Annotated in this window: 14 protein-coding genes; 10 read left to right on the top strand and 4 right to left on the bottom strand. The window is 59.8% G+C overall.

Translation table 11 applies throughout. The features are described from left to right. Positions 1-170 precede the first annotated feature (170 nt). Complete coding sequence (locus tag ABNT42_RS16130) at positions 171-1193, bottom strand: sulfate ABC transporter substrate-binding protein (protein ID WP_348698641.1); 1023 nt, start codon at positions 1191-1193, stop codon at positions 171-173. Positions 1194-1479: 286 nt separating this feature from the next. Here ABNT42_RS16130 and ABNT42_RS16125 point away from each other — a divergent pair, with 286 nt between their 5' ends. Continuing rightward, a complete protein-coding gene (locus ABNT42_RS16125; protein WP_348698639.1) occupies positions 1480-2025 on the top strand; it encodes a GNAT family N-acetyltransferase in 546 nt (181 codons plus the stop codon). A gap of 65 nt (positions 2026-2090) precedes the next feature. On the opposite strand, the gene ABNT42_RS16120 is transcribed toward ABNT42_RS16125, so the two are convergent. Beyond that, a complete protein-coding gene (locus ABNT42_RS16120; protein ID WP_348698637.1) occupies positions 2091-2888 on the bottom strand; it encodes a class II glutamine amidotransferase in 798 nt (265 codons plus the stop codon). A gap of 155 nt (positions 2889-3043) precedes the next feature. On the opposite strand from ABNT42_RS16120, the gene ABNT42_RS16115 reads away from it, so the two are divergent. The 6 genes from ABNT42_RS16115 (at position 3044) to ABNT42_RS16090 (ending at position 8916) form a co-directional block, all read left to right on the top strand. Next, positions 3044-3880 (top strand): EAL domain-containing protein, encoded by an 837-nt coding sequence (locus ABNT42_RS16115; protein ID WP_348698635.1) that lies wholly within the window; start codon positions 3044-3046, stop codon positions 3878-3880. A gap of 89 nt (positions 3881-3969) precedes the next feature. Further along, positions 3970-4716 carry a DUF882 domain-containing protein gene (locus ABNT42_RS16110; protein WP_348698633.1) on the top strand — a complete coding sequence of 249 codons (747 nt, stop codon included), beginning with the start codon at positions 3970-3972 and terminating at the stop codon, positions 4714-4716. Between the two features lie 42 nt (positions 4717-4758). Further along, entirely contained in the window at positions 4759-5166 is a 408-nt protein-coding gene (locus ABNT42_RS16105; RefSeq protein WP_348698631.1) for a hypothetical protein, read from the top strand. A gap of 20 nt (positions 5167-5186) precedes the next feature. Next, positions 5187-5984, top strand: a complete 798-nt coding sequence (locus ABNT42_RS16100) for a transporter substrate-binding domain-containing protein (protein WP_348698630.1) — start codon at positions 5187-5189, stop codon at positions 5982-5984. A 2-nt stretch (positions 5985-5986) separates the two neighbouring features. Further along, on the top strand, positions 5987-6652 hold the full coding sequence (locus tag ABNT42_RS16095; protein WP_348698628.1) for an amino acid ABC transporter permease: 666 nt from the start codon (positions 5987-5989) through the stop codon (positions 6650-6652). Positions 6653-6720: 68 nt separating this feature from the next. After that, on the top strand, positions 6721-8916 hold the full coding sequence (locus ABNT42_RS16090) for an EAL domain-containing protein (protein WP_348698626.1): 2196 nt from the start codon (positions 6721-6723) through the stop codon (positions 8914-8916). Between the two features lie 127 nt (positions 8917-9043). On the opposite strand, the gene ABNT42_RS16085 is transcribed toward ABNT42_RS16090, so the two are convergent. Beyond that, complete coding sequence (locus ABNT42_RS16085; RefSeq protein ID WP_348698624.1) at positions 9044-10720, bottom strand: electron transfer flavoprotein-ubiquinone oxidoreductase; 1677 nt, start codon at positions 10718-10720, stop codon at positions 9044-9046. Positions 10721-10936: 216 nt separating this feature from the next. Between ABNT42_RS16085 and ABNT42_RS16080 the strand changes: the two genes are divergently transcribed. Continuing rightward, complete coding sequence (locus ABNT42_RS16080; RefSeq protein WP_348698622.1) at positions 10937-11713, top strand: SDR family oxidoreductase; 777 nt, start codon at positions 10937-10939, stop codon at positions 11711-11713. A gap of 12 nt (positions 11714-11725) precedes the next feature. On the opposite strand, the gene ABNT42_RS16075 is transcribed toward ABNT42_RS16080, so the two are convergent. Next, positions 11726-12289: a PAS and helix-turn-helix domain-containing protein gene (locus tag ABNT42_RS16075; protein ID WP_348698620.1), complete on the bottom strand. Its 564-nt coding sequence runs from the start codon at positions 12287-12289 to the stop codon at positions 11726-11728. A 129-nt stretch (positions 12290-12418) separates the two neighbouring features. On the opposite strand from ABNT42_RS16075, the gene ABNT42_RS16070 reads away from it, so the two are divergent. Together ABNT42_RS16070 and ABNT42_RS16065 are read left to right on the top strand one after the other, a co-directional pair. Next, positions 12419-13117 carry a CoA transferase subunit A gene (locus tag ABNT42_RS16070; RefSeq protein WP_155435248.1) on the top strand — a complete coding sequence of 233 codons (699 nt, stop codon included), beginning with the start codon at positions 12419-12421 and terminating at the stop codon, positions 13115-13117. A 17-nt stretch (positions 13118-13134) separates the two neighbouring features. Further along, positions 13135-13785, top strand: coding sequence for a CoA transferase subunit B (locus ABNT42_RS16065; protein ID WP_348698618.1), 651 nt, complete (start codon positions 13135-13137; stop codon positions 13783-13785). Positions 13786-13790 lie beyond the last annotated feature (5 nt).

Genomic DNA, 13790 nt, shown 5'->3' with positions numbered 1-13790 from the left:
CTATCTGTACGGCAATAATCTCTCAGGTTGGAAGATAACATTAATGTGCTTTCTCGTCTATTGATTGTAACTGTCGGATTCCACACGGCTTATTGCCCAGTTCGCCAAAAAAAAGGCCCCGCGACGAGGGCGGGGCCGGTGTGCTGCAGGTGAACAGCTATTTGCGCTACTTATTTGCTCTGATAGATGCGGTCGAATTCGGCGCCGTCATCAAAGTGCTTTTTCTGGGCGGCTTTCCAGCCACCAAAGACATCATCCACAGTGAACAGGCTGATCTGACGGAAGTTGGCGTTGTATTTTTTGAAAGCCGCTTCCGAACGGGGGCGGAAATAGTGTTTGGCGATCACGTCCTGAGCCTGCTCCGTGTACAGGAAGTTCAGGTAGCCCGTAGCCTGCTTGCGCAGATTACGGCGATCCACCACTTTGTCGACGACAGCGACAGGCGATTCCGCCAGAATCGACATGGACGGGTAGACCACCTCGAAATTGTCGCCGAACTCGGCACGTACCAGATTGACTTCGTTCTCGAACGTCACCAGCACATCGCCGATGCTGCGCTGGGTGAAGGTGGTGGTAGCGCCACGGCCGCCCGCATCGAGGACCGGCACATTCTTGAAGATTTTGGTCACGAGCTCGCGCGCCTGTGCTTCGCTGCCGCCTTTTTTCAGTACCGAACCCCATGCCGCCAGATAGGTGTAGCGGCCATTGCCGGCCGTTTTAGGGTTAGGGATGATGACTTTTACGCCCGGTTTGGCCAGATCGCCCCAGTCTTTGATCTGTTGCGGATTGCCTTTACGCACCAGATACACCATGGTGGAGTAGAACGGCGCAGCGTTATGGGGGAATTTCTTGGCCCAGTCCTGCACCACCAGACCACGGTCGGCCAGCATATCGATGTCATTGGCCTGATTCATGGTGACCACGACCGCTTCCATGCCATCGGCGACGGAACGGGCTTGTTTCGACGAGCCGCCATGCGATTGATTGACGTTGACGGTTTCGCCCGTGGTCTTTTTCCAGTCGGCAACGAACAGGGGATTGATGTCCTTGAACAGCTCGCGCGCCACGTCGTACGAGGTGTTGAGCAGTACGGTGTCGGCCGCCTGTGCGGGCATGGACAGGCCGAACAGGCTGGCGCTGGTGGCAAGCAGGGCGGTAGTGAACAGGCGACGGGCAGCAGGTTTGGTAGTCATAACGGGCTTTCTGTTGAACGGACGCTCATAGTGTAAAATTCCGCGCCGAAAAGATACGAATTTTTCGTTATATGCTTATTTTTAGGGAGACACGCGATAGTTCCTCGATTTCCGCATAAGGAACTCCGGAATCATTCGTGGGCAAAAGCAGGGCCAGCTACTAGGCTGTGAAGGCAGATGCGGGCTGTCCGCAACGACTTTCATGGCTTGGTGTATAGTCGAATCAGGCACTGAAGAAAGCGTTTAAACGCTTCATTTTTGCTAATAGAAATGTTTGTGAGCGTACATGAGTTCTGAAATTCGCAGTCTTGAAGTCCGGCCGGCCGAGGTCAGCGATGCAGTCGCTGCCTGTACGGTGCTGCGGCGTTCCATCGCCGAATGCTGTGCCCAGGATCACAAGCAGGATCCAGCCATCCTTGCTGCATGGCTGGGCAATAAAACACCGGAAATGGTGGCTAGCTGGTTTGCTTCGCCCACCAATTATTCCGTGGTGGCCGTGCAGAATGGCGTGGTCGTGGGCGTGGCCCTGCTGACGGGCGCCGGCAAGCTGGCGCTCTGCTATCTGCTGCCGGAAGCGCGCGGGCAGGGCGTGGGCAAGGCGCTGCTGGAACGGGTCGAGGCGCAAGCCTGCAACTGGGGCGTGAAGGCACTGCAATTGCATAGCACGGCCACGGGCGAAGGTTTCTTTGCCAAATGCGGCTACATCGATTCCGGTAAGGTGCGCTCGCCATACGGCGTGGAAACCGTGTTCTTCTGGAAGCAGCTCGACGCGGGGGCCACGGCGGCCGATGGCAGTAAACGCAAACGCTTCTGTAACTGTAACTCGGCCTGATTTGGCCTGATTTGGCCTGATTTGGCCGGATTAGCCGGATCAGCCTAACTTTTCGCTGCGCCCCCTCAGGCGCAGATTTGCAAATCCCATTCCTGCTGGCGCACTGGCTGTGCGCCCACTTCCTCGCCCTGCACGAACAGTTTCAGTTCGCCTTGTGCAAACGGCTGCCACGCTTCGTTACTGGTCAGTGGACGGGTGGCAATCACCGTCATGCAGTCATCGGGCTGATTGTGCTGGCTGAAATCGATGCTCAGATCGCAGTCCACCAGTTGCGCCTGTGCGAACGGATACTGGCGCTGTACCAGATGTAACTCCGTGCTGCAGTAGGCGAATAGCAGTTCGCCATTGGACAGCAGGAAATTGAAGCTGCCATATTCGGCGATGGCGGTGGCCAGCATCTGCAGGGTGGCATACAGCTGGTGGCGCGGTGGCCGGTGTTCGTAGCGTAGCGCCAGTTCCGACAGAATGTGACAGAACGCCAGTTCGCTATCGGTATCGCCCCATGGGGCATACAGGCCCGCGCGCGGGCGGAACAGTTTCAGGTCGCCGTTATGAGCAAACGACCAGGTCTGCCCCCACAGTCTGCGGGTAAACGGGTGACTGTTTTCCAGCGAGACGCGGCCCTGCGTGGCTTTGCGGATATGCGCGATCACATTGCGCGCCTTGATAGGTCGGGCGCGGAACTGCTGCGCTAGCGCCGAGTTACTACAGGCCAGCGCATCCGTGTAGAGCTGGCAGTCGCTGCCATTATGCAGGGCAATGCCCCAGCCGTCGCCATGTTCGGTGCTGCGCTGGGCGAAGCCGGTGAAGGAAAAATCGAGTGCGGCAGGTTGCCGGCTGCTCATGGCAAGTAATTGGCACATGCGGGTTCCGTAGTCAGTGGCGATGACTAACGATAGCGGCGCCCTGCAGCAGAGGGAACGAAGCTTTTGGCATATTCATAGGTGAAAGCATTCGTTCAGCTTTTGCCGTCGCGCCGCTAGGCTGTCGTTGTTATCTCTATGCAGCGAGGAGCAGCATGTCCTTCCCCGTACTCCAAGACTATCTGGCCCGCCTATCCGGCAGTGCCAGTACCACGTCCAGCATCTGGCTCGATCACGCGGGCTGTGCGCAGGGACGCTTTTTTAACTGCACGCTGAGCAGTACTTTTCACCCTATACGCGCCTTGCAGGGCGGTGCCGTGCAGGCCTACGAAGGGCTGGCACGCAGTGTGGCGTCGCAGGATCAGGGCTTGTCGCTGTGGCGTTTGCTCGACCATGCGGCCAGCGATGACGAATCGGTGGAACTGGACCGGCTGTGCCGCTTGCTGCATGCGATTAATTTCTTCCGGCAGGCAGGCGATGACGGGCAGGACCTGTATCTGAATGTGCACGACCGCCTGCTCAGTGCCGTCAGCAGCAACCATGGCCATGCTTTCCGTCGCATACTCGATGCGCTGGAACTGCCGCTGCAACGGGTAGTACTGCAGTTGCCGGCGGCCTCACCTCAGCAGAGCTGGCTGCTGAATTATGTGGCCGATAACTACCGCCGTAATGGCTTCCGTCTCGCCATCAACGTGGCGGCTGCGGAGCAGGCACTGCAGATACTGGAACGGTTGCAGCCAGCTGCTTTCAAGCTCGATGCGCGTGAACTGACCGATACCGATGCGCTGCTGACGCTGATGGCACGCTGCCGCGACGAGGGCGTCGGGCTGGTATTCAAACGCATAGAAACGGCGGCTGCGCTGGAGCGCCTGCAGCAGCTAGCGGGCAGCGCGTCGGTGACGTTGCTGGGGCAGGGTTATCTGCTGGATCAGCCCCGCGCCCGGCTGGCGGAAGTGGCGCCACTGGTCGCCGCCGTAGCGGTAGCGGCCTGAGCCGGATGAAGCAATTGGAGCCAGTGCGGAGGTTTTGTATTCCCTCGGCATAGGCTATAGTATCCATATTGCTTTTGACAGGTAGTTGTATGGCAACGCGCAGAGATTTTTTACAGCAGAGTTTAGGTGTGGTCGGCGCCGGTCTGGTCACCGTGCCGCTGATAGGGTGTGCTGCCCGCAGCGTGGCGCCCCATAGTACGGTATCGGCCAGCAAGCCAGTGAACCACGGGGCGCCGCAGGCGGCGGCCAGCAAACCGGCCGCCAGCATGGCGCGGGCGTCCGAGCAAAGTGCGCCATCCGGTACGGAACTGGCACCGCCGCCCGATATTTTTGACGCTCAGGCACTCGATCTGGAATTCTGGCTGCGTCCCCGCACCATCGAAGTGGTGCGTCCTGCCAGCGGCGAGCGGGCCAAGCTGCTGTACTGGCGCGATGGCGAACTGATACAGTCGGCCTATCAGGACCTGTGCCATCTGATGCGCGACGTGAATGGCAAGGAAACCATCGCCATCGATCCCAAACTGTTCGAAACGCTGTGGGGCACCCAGGCTTTCGTGGCGCGCTATGGCATCGACACCCCGCTGGAAATCCTGTCCGGCTACCGCACGCCTGCTTCCAACCAGAAGCTGCGCGAAGCGGGCGTGCCAGCGGCGCGCCAGTCGCTGCACATGGAAGGGCGGGCGGCCGATATCCGGCTGGCCAATCTGAATTCCGAAGTGCTGGGCGGGCTGGTGCGCAGCTTCCGTCAGGGCGGGGTGGGTTTCTATTACCGCAGCGGCCCCAAGGGTGGCTGGATCCATACGGACACGGGCCTGAACCGCACATGGAAAGGCTGAGGCTGGGTTACACTGGCGTCTGCTTTTCAAAACAGGAATTTCATGCAAGACCAATCTGAAGCACCCCGTTTCCGTCCCGTGCCCTGGCAAGGGCTGGAGACGCCGGCCGATGTCGAACTCTGGATCGCCGAACACAATCTGGCCCTGCAGGAGCATGTGGGACGCAATGAAACGGGCTATGGCGTGTGCTTTACGCTGGCCGCCGGTGGCGAAGTGTATCTACAGACTACCGATGGCGCGCTGCTGCTCGATGTGACGCCGGAAGCCGAGTGGATCGCACCGCTGATCATGGCTGCCGCGCAGGTGGCAGAAGCCCCGCCCGGACAGCTGTGGGTGCTGCCGGACGATAAACTCATACAATTGATGCTGGGCTTAAGCAGCCTGATCGCCAGTTCCATACTGGTAGTAGGGCACCGTTTTGGCCGGCCACAGCGCATGGGCGCGTGGTAACTCCCTGAGCAAGGTAAGCTATGCAGAAACGCGGATTTTCAGTTCGACTGGTGGGCACGGCGCTGGCGCTGCTGGCTCTGGGTATTTTGCCGGCCAGTGCGGCCGAGCTGCTGAATACGGTCAAGGCGCGCGGTACGCTGCGGGTGGCGATGGAAGGCACGTATCCGCCGTTTAACTACAAGGATCAGAAAACCGGCGAACTGGCCGGTTATGATGTGGATGTGGCCCGCCTGCTGGGCCAGAAGCTGGGGCTGAAAGTGGAATTCGTTAGCAGCGAATGGGCCAGCATTCTGGCCGGTCTGGCCGCCAACCGTTATGACGTGATCATTTCGCAGGTGGGCATCAACCCCAAGCGCGAGCAGGCATTCGACTTCTCCCAGCCGTATATCTATTCCATGCCCCAGCTGATCGTGCGCAAGGATGAGAAGGCCGAGTACAAATCGCTGGCCGATCTGAAGGGCAAGAAGCTGGGCGTGGGGCAGGGTAGCGTGTACGAACAGCAGGCCAAGGCTGTAGCCGGTATCGAGGTGCGCAGCTATCCGGCTGCGCCTGACAATATGGCCGATCTGGCGGCCGGCCGCATCGATGCGGCCCTGAACGATAGCCTGATGTCGGCCTATCTGCTGAAGACTAGCCGTCTGCCGATCAAGGCGGGGGCGCAAGTGGGCGCGGTGGAACGTATGGGCATCCCGTTCCAGAAGGGTAATCCGCAATTCAAGCAGGCGCTAAATCAGGCGCTGGCCGAAGCAGCCGCCGATGGCAGCCTGAAGGCCATCTCTATCAAGTGGTTCGGTACTGACGTCAGCAAAGCGCCCTGAGCATGGACTGGCAAGGGCTGTTCGAACTGCTGCAGGAAGCAGCGCCCGTGATGCTGCGGGGCGCCGGCTATACCGTGCTGTTCGCGCTGGCGTCCATGCTGGGCGGGCTGGCGATCGGTTTCCCCGTTGCCCTGATGCGGCTGCTGCCTTACCGCTTGCTGCGCTGGCCGGCCAGCGTCTACGTCAGCCTGATGCGCGGCACGCCGCTGCTGGTACAGATGTTCGTGATCTACTATGGCCTGCCCAGCATAGGCATTGAATTCACGCCCGTAACGGCGGGCATACTGGCGCTCAGTCTGAACTCGGGCGCATTTCTGTCGGAAAGCCTGCGCGGCGCGATCGGTGCCGTCAGCAAGGGACAATGGGCGGCGGCCTACAGTCTGGGGCTGGGCTACCGTGCCACACTGGTGGAGGTGGTGCTGCCGCAGGCGCTGCGCATCGCCGTGCCGGCCATGAGTAATACCTTGATCAGCCTGATTAAGGATACCTCGCTGGTGTCCGTCATCACCATGACGGAACTGATGCTGTCGACCAAGGAAGTGATCGCCACCACCTTCCAGCCGCTGCCCCTGTATATGGCCGCTGCGGCCATCTATTGGGTGCTCAGCCTGCTTTTCGAAGCCCTGCAACGGCGCGCCGAACAACGTTTGAACCGCGCCCACCGCTAAACGCCTGCAGGACGCTCGACACCCCCTTGCTAAAATGATAGTCTTGCTACCATTCACAAAGGAATGGTATGGACGAGCGTGTGCCGCTGACAGAACTGACGGCAGTACGCCGGTCTGTCGTCGGGACCGGCGAAGACAATCGGGGCCAGCTAGAGCGCCTCGAGGGCAGCGCCATGGCCGCCGCGCTACGCTCGGGTCTGACTGCTGACCAGCTCAGTGCCGAACAGACCTATTTCAACGATATCTATCTGCTGGCCCCCGTCGGCTACTTCGTACTGGGACTCGATACCACCATCCTGCAGATGAATGTGGTGGGCGCCGATGTGTTGGGCGTTCCCCGCAGCAACCCCGCCCGGCTGCCGTTCCGCCAGTTTGTGGCCGAGCGTTTCCATGGTGATTTCGATGCCATGGTGCGCAATGCCTTAAATACCAATCAGGCCCAGCAATGCGGGGTACAGATCTGCCGTCACCCCGATGAGCAGGGTTTTGCCGCCACCTTGCGTGCCAGTGCCGATGCCAGTTCGCAAGCCATCCGTGTGGTGCTGGAACTGGCCGAAGGCAAGCTGGCCGCGCTGGAACGTAGCGAGGAGCGCTTCCGCCGCATCGTCCATACGGCCGAAGAGGGCATCTGGGAAATCGATGCGATGGCACGTACCAGCTTCGTCAATCCCAAGATGGCCAGCATGCTGGGTTATGCCATCGAGGAAATGCTGGGCCAGCCGCTGGTGGCCTTCATGGATGAAGAAGGGCGCGGCATACTGGAACAGAATATCGCACGGCGCCAGCGCGGCGTGGCCGAACGGCATGAGTTCAAATTCCTGCGCAAAGATGGCGGCGAACTGTGGACTTCGCTGATTACCAACCCCATCTATGATGCCGATGGTGCCTATCTGGGCGCGCTGGCGCTGGTGACAGATGTCACGGCCAGCCGCGCGAATAGCGAGCTGATCTGGCAAAAAGCCAATTACGATGCGCTCACGGCTCTGCCTAACCGGCACATGTTCCATGACCGCCTGAACTACGAGGTGCGCAAGGCCCAGCGCGAAGGCCTGCAGCTGGCGCTGCTGTTCATCGATCTGGACGAGTTCAAGCAAGTCAACGACACACTGGGGCACGAGCAGGGCGATTGCGTGCTGATCGAAGCGGCGCGCCGCATCAGCAACTGCGTGCGTACCTCCGATACGGTGGCGCGGCTGGGCGGCGACGAATTTACCGTCATCCTGCCGGGGCTGGAACAGACGGTCGGCATCGAGCGCATCGCCCAGAACATGCTGACCCAGCTGACCCGTCCCTTCCTGCTGCAGAGCGGTGCCCCGACTATCTCGGCCAGCATAGGCATTGCGCTCTACCCGAACGATGGCCATGCACCGGAAGAACTGCTGCGCAACGCCGATCAGGCCATGTATGCCGCCAAATCGGGCGGCAGCAATCGCTACAGCTATTTCACGGCCGAATTGCAGCAGGCTGCGCAGCAGCGCCTGCAGACCACGCTGGACTTGCGCGGCGCGCTGGAGGCCCAGCAGTTCGAGCTGCATTACCAGCCCATCGTCAATCTGGCCACGGGCCGCATCGAACGGGCCGAGGCGTTGCTACGCTGGCGCCATCCCGAGCGGGGCTTGCTGGCACCGGCCGATTTTCTGTCGCAGGCGGAAACGGGCGGGATGATGCTGGAACTGGGCGACTGGGTGTTCCGCCATGCTGCCCGTCAGGCCCAGCAATGGCAGCGCACCTGTGGCAGCGAGTTCCAGATCAGCGTGAATTTCTCTGCCGCCCAGTTGCGCGGCGAAGCGGCGCTGTATGCGGGCTGGTGCGACTATGTGCAGCAACTGCAGCTGAGTCCGCACAGTCTGGTCATCGAAATCAAGGAAAGCGTGCTGGCCGATGGCGTCACGCGGGTGGTTGAGCGGCTGCGCAATCTGCGCGAAATGGGCTTGCAGGTAGCGCTCGACAACTTCGGCAATGGCCATGCTTCGCTATCCCACCTGAAGCAGTTCGGCATCGACCAGCTCAAGCTCGATCGCAGCTTCCTCGCCGACATCGTCACCGATAGTAGCGAACTGGCCATGTGCGAAGCGCTGGTCGTGATGGCGCACAAACTGGGCTTGCGGGTGGTGGCGGAAGGCGTGGAGACGGCGCCCCAGTGCGCGCTGCTGCGCATGACGGGCTGCGATTATGTGCAGGGCTATGTGTATGCGGGGGCGCTGACGCCTGAACAGTTCGAGCAACTGTACCGCAACGGCCTGCCCACGCTCGATCACTTTTAAAAACGGCGGGGTCAGGTCGGGCATTGGCGCAGAGCTCGCTTCAAATTAAGCGGACTCTGCGCCAATGCCCGACCTGACCCCGGGGCTGGAAACAAAAAGGGCAGGCCGTCTGGCCTGCCCTTGGGCATTACATATTGGGATAGTTAGGGCCGCCGCCGCCTTCCGGCGTGATCCAGACGATGTTCTGGGTCGGGTCCTTGATATCGCAAGTCTTGCAATGCACACAGTTCTGCGCGTTGATCTGCAGACGGTCGGCACCGTCGTCGGTCTTGACGAATTCGTACACGCCGGCCGGGCAGTAGCGGCTTTCCGGACCGGCATACTTGGCCAGATTGACGTCTACCGGCACGCTGGCATTCTTCAGCGTCAGGTGGATAGGCTGGTCTTCTGCATGGTTGGTGTTGGAGATGAACACCGAGGACAGACGGTCGAAGGTCAGCTTGCCATCCGGTTTAGGATAGTTGATCGGGCTGAACTGCGAGGCCGGTTTCAGGCACTCATGGTCCGCATAGCTGTGGTGCAGCGTCCATGGCGCTTTGCCTTTGAGTATCTTCTGATCGACCCAGGTCATGATGGAACCCAGATACAGGCCTTTGCTCAGCCATGGCTTGACGTTACGGGCCACGTGCAGTTCTTCGTGCAGCCACGATTGCTCGAAGCGGGTAGTGAAGCTGCTCAGTTCATCGCCCTGACGCTCGGCCACCAGTGCTTCGTAGACCGATTCGGCCGCCAGCATGCCCGACTTGATCGCCGCATGGCTACCCTTGATACGGCTCATATTGAGGAAGCCGGCATCGCAACCGATCAGTGCACCGCCGGGGAATACCAGCTTAGGCAGCGACTGCAGGCCGCCGGCCGCGATCGCGCGTGCACCGTAGGAGATGCGCTTGGCACCTTCGAAGAACGGCTTGATGGCTGGGTGAGTCTTGTAGCGCTGGAATTCTTCGTACGGCGACAGGTACGGGTTTTCGTAGTTCAGACCGACCACGTAGCCGACCACGACCTGATTGTTTTCCAGGTGGTAGAGGAAGGAACCGCCATAGGTCTTGCTGTCCAGCGGCCAGCCGGTGGTGTGCACGACCAGACCGGGCTGGTGTTTGGACGGATCGATTTCCCACAGTTCTTTGATACCGATGCCGTAGGATTGCGGGTCTTTGCCCTGATCGAGCTGGAACTTGGCGATCAGCTGCTTGCCCAGATGGCCACGTGCGCCTTCGGCGAACAGGGTGTACTTGCCGTGCAGTTCCATGCCCAGCTGGAAGTCAGGGCCCGCTTCGCCGTCGCGCTTGACGCCCATATTGCCGGTGGCCACGCCTTTGACGGAGCCATCATCGTTGTACAGTACTTCGGCTGCGGCGAAGCCGGGGAAGATTTCCACGCCCAGCGCTTCGGCCTGCTGACCCAGCCAGCGCACCACATTACCCAGCGAGATCACATAGTTGCCATGGTTCTCGAAGCAGGCTGGCAGCAGCGCGTTCGGGGTTTTATGTGCGGCGGTCTCGGTCAGGAACAGCACGCGGTCTTCCGTTACCGGAGTGTGCAGCGGCGCGCCTTTTTCTTTCCAGTCAGGAATCAGTTCGGTCAGCGCTTTCGGGTCCATCACGGCGCCGGACAGGGTGTGGGCGCCCAGTTCGCCGCCTTTTTCCAGCACGACGACCGATACTTCGCGCTGCTGTTCCGCGGCCAGCTGTTTAATCTTGATTGCTGCCGACAAGCCTGCAGGGCCGCCGCCAACGATGACGACGTCATACTCCATCGCATCGCGTGGGCCATACTGTTCAACGAGGTTTTGAGGCTGTGTCATAGTCTCTTCTTATAGTGGTGAATGAAAGGATCAAAAAAATTTTAGCACGAGTGTGCTTCTTTTTCGTCCGAAATGCAATTGTGGCGCCATTTTGAGGGACATTATTAGACACCGCAATCTAATACTGGCGATTTATGTAATGATTATGGATAGACATTCCCGCTTAGACCCCTTAGGCTGGCGTTTGTCACCATCAAAATCATTTAGGAGTAGCTCGTGGGCATAGAAGTCAACTTTGAGGGAAAAATTGCGCTGATTACGGGCGCCTCCAGCGGTCTGGGAGCCCGGTTTGCCAAAGTGCTGGCTCAGGCTGGAGCGCAAGTGGTACTGGCGTCGCGCCGCATCGACCGGCTCAAGGAATTGCGCGCCGAAATCGAAGCAGACGGCGGCGCCGCCCATGTGGTCAGTCTCGATGTGACGGACTATGCCAGCATCAAATCGGCCATCGCCCATGCGGAAACGGAAGCGGGCCCGATCGACATTCTGGTGAATAATTCCGGCGTATCAACTACGCAACGTCTGGTCGATGTCACGCCGGATGATTATGCCTTTGTGATGGATACCAATCTGCGCGGCGGCTTCTTCGTGGCACAGGAAACTGCCAAGCGCATGATTGCGCGCGCCAAGGGCGATCCGAGCAAGAAGCACCGCATCATCAATATCGCCTCGGTGGCGGGCTTGCGCGTGCTGCCGCAGATCGGCGTGTACTGCATGAGCAAGGCCGGTGTGGTGCAGATGACCAAAGCCATGGCAGTGGAGTGGGGTAAGTACGGCATCAATACCAACGCCATCTGCCCGGGCTATATCTCGACCGAGATCAATGAAGACTATTTCGCCAGCGAACAGGGACGCAAACTGATCGATATGCTGCCGCGCAAGCGTCCGGGCAAGCCGGAAGACCTCGATGGCCTGCTGTTGCTGCTGGCCGGTGAAGATTCCAACTTTATCAACGGTGCCATCATCTCTGCCGATGACGGCATGACGGCCACCTGAGTCGCTCCTTGCTTACAGCTGCTGCAACCCGACCAGCTTGTGTACCAGTTCGGACGAGGTGGCAGCAGCAAATTTGCGCATCAGCTTGGCGCGGTGCATTTCCACCGTGCGCGGGCTGAGGTCGATCTGGCGGCCAATCGCCTTGCTGGTCTTGCCTTCCACCAGCAGCGCGGCAATTTCCCGTTCGCGCGGGGTCAGTTCTGCCGTCACGGGGCGCTTCTCGCTCACATCCTCGAAAGTCCAGATGCCCGGCCCCAGCGGCTCGCTGGCGCGCATGGCATGGCCTGTTACGTGGCACCAGAATAGTTCACCGTTGGCGCGGCGCATGATGCGCTCGTCCGAATAGCGCCCCTTGGCATTCATGATGGGAATGATGCGGTCACCCGTGCGCAGGAATTCGTCCATGGTGGGGTATAACAGCTGGAACGACATGCCGTTCATGGCCGTGCGCGTATAACCGAACATCTGCGCCAGCGCATCGTTGCTGGCCTGTATGGTGCGGTGGTCCGAAATACACATGCCGACGGGGGCATGCAGAAAGATGGATTCGTAGTCGATGGCAGGGGCAGCAGTCATGGGCGAGGTACAGGTATTTCTACGGTATTGTACTTTTGATGTGCCTATTCTATGCTGACACGCTTCGCTGCCGATTCATTTTTCATAAGTTTGGCACCGAACTTGCAACAATCCATACAAGGGAGACCCATGAATAAAGTATATCCGGACGCCGCCTCCGCTCTGGCCGGTGTGGTACAGGACAACCAGACCATCGCCGTGGGCGGGTTTGGTCTGTGCGGTATTCCTGAAGCGCTGATCGCGGCACTGCGCGACTCTGGCGTAAAAGGCCTGACGGCGATTTCGAATAATGCCGGCGTGGACGGTTTCGGTCTGGGCCAGCTGCTGGAAACCCGCCAGATCAAGAAGATGATTGCTTCCTACGTGGGCGAGAACAAGGAATTCGCACGCCAGTATCTGGCCGGCGAACTGGAACTGGAATTCACCCCGCAAGGCACGCTGGCCGAGAAGCTGCGTGCAGGCGGCGCCGGTATTCCCGCCTTCTTCACCAAGACGGGCGTGGGCACCATCGTGGCAGAAGGCAAGGAAATCCGCGAATTCGATGGCGAACAGTATGTGATGGAGCGCTCGCTGGTGGCCGATGTGTCGCTGGTCAAAGCGTGGAAAGCCGACAAGGCCGGTAATCTGGTGTTCCGTAAAACGGCGCGCAACTTCAACCCGAATGCCGCCATGGCCGGCAAGATCACCATTGTCGAAGTCGAGCAGCTGGTGGAAGTGGGCGAGATCGATCCGGATGCCGTGCATCTGCCGAGCATCTTCGTACACCGCATCGTCGTCAACGCGACGCCGGAAAAACGTATCGAGCAGCGCACCGTGCGCGCCAACTAAGAACAACGGAGATTACTATGGCTTGGACTCGTGATGAAATGGCCGCGCGTGCGGCGAAGGAACTGCAGGACGGTTTCTATGTGAACCTCGGCATCGGCCTGCCTACGCTGGTAGCCAACTATGTGCCGGCGGGTATGGAAGTATTCCTGCAATCGGAAAACGGCTTGCTTGGGATCGGCCCTTTCCCCACCGATGATGCGGTGGACGCCGATCTGATCAACGCTGGCAAGCAGACCGTGACGGCACTGCCCGGCGCGGCCTACTTCAGCTCGGCCGATTCCTTCGGCATGATCCGTGGTGGCAAGATCAATCTGGCTATTCTGGGCGCCATGCAGGTGTCGGAGAAGGGCGATCTGGCTAACTGGATGATTCCGGGCAAGATGGTCAAAGGCATGGGCGGCGCCATGGATCTGGTGGCCGGCGTGAAACGTGTGGTGGTGCTGATGGAACACGTGGCCACGGCCAAAGATGGCTCCACTTCGCACAAACTGCTCAAGCAGTGCGATCTGCCGCTGACGGGCGTGGGGGTGGTCGATCTGATCGTGACTGATCTGGGCGTGCTGGAAGTGACGCCGTCCGGTCTGAAAGTGCTGGAACTGGCACCGGGTGTAAATAAGGAACAGATTCAGGCTGCGACGGGCGTGCCGCTCGATCTGTCGGCGGTGTAAGCCTG

The organism is Duganella fentianensis (assembly GCF_964031615.1).
Lineage (GTDB): Bacteria > Pseudomonadota > Gammaproteobacteria > Burkholderiales > Burkholderiaceae_D > Rugamonas > Rugamonas fentianensis_A.
Note: the sequence above shows the minus strand (reverse complement) of the source record. Positions and strands in the feature narration are given on the sequence as shown.

What these genes read in the sequence shown, in the direction of transcription:
- ABNT42_RS16130 (WP_348698641.1), bottom strand. Translation starts at nt 1,193, where the DNA reads ATGACTACCAAACCTGCTGCCCGTCGCCTGTTCACTACCGCCCTGCTT.
- ABNT42_RS16125 (WP_348698639.1), top strand. Translation starts at nt 1,480, where the DNA reads ATGAGTTCTGAAATTCGCAGTCTTGAAGTCCGGCCGGCCGAGGTCAGC.
- ABNT42_RS16120 (WP_348698637.1), bottom strand. Translation starts at nt 2,888, where the DNA reads ATGTGCCAATTACTTGCCATGAGCAGCCGGCAACCTGCCGCACTCGAT.
- ABNT42_RS16115 (WP_348698635.1), top strand. Translation starts at nt 3,044, where the DNA reads ATGTCCTTCCCCGTACTCCAAGACTATCTGGCCCGCCTATCCGGCAGT.
- ABNT42_RS16110 (WP_348698633.1), top strand. Translation starts at nt 3,970, where the DNA reads ATGGCAACGCGCAGAGATTTTTTACAGCAGAGTTTAGGTGTGGTCGGC.
- ABNT42_RS16105 (WP_348698631.1), top strand. Translation starts at nt 4,759, where the DNA reads ATGCAAGACCAATCTGAAGCACCCCGTTTCCGTCCCGTGCCCTGGCAA.
- ABNT42_RS16100 (WP_348698630.1), top strand. Translation starts at nt 5,187, where the DNA reads ATGCAGAAACGCGGATTTTCAGTTCGACTGGTGGGCACGGCGCTGGCG.
- ABNT42_RS16095 (WP_348698628.1), top strand. Translation starts at nt 5,987, where the DNA reads ATGGACTGGCAAGGGCTGTTCGAACTGCTGCAGGAAGCAGCGCCCGTG.
- ABNT42_RS16090 (WP_348698626.1), top strand. Translation starts at nt 6,721, where the DNA reads ATGGACGAGCGTGTGCCGCTGACAGAACTGACGGCAGTACGCCGGTCT.
- ABNT42_RS16085 (WP_348698624.1), bottom strand. Translation starts at nt 10,720, where the DNA reads ATGACACAGCCTCAAAACCTCGTTGAACAGTATGGCCCACGCGATGCG.
- ABNT42_RS16075 (WP_348698620.1), bottom strand. Translation starts at nt 12,289, where the DNA reads ATGACTGCTGCCCCTGCCATCGACTACGAATCCATCTTTCTGCATGCC.
- ABNT42_RS16070 (WP_155435248.1), top strand. Translation starts at nt 12,419, where the DNA reads ATGAATAAAGTATATCCGGACGCCGCCTCCGCTCTGGCCGGTGTGGTA.
- ABNT42_RS16065 (WP_348698618.1), top strand. Translation starts at nt 13,135, where the DNA reads ATGGCTTGGACTCGTGATGAAATGGCCGCGCGTGCGGCGAAGGAACTG.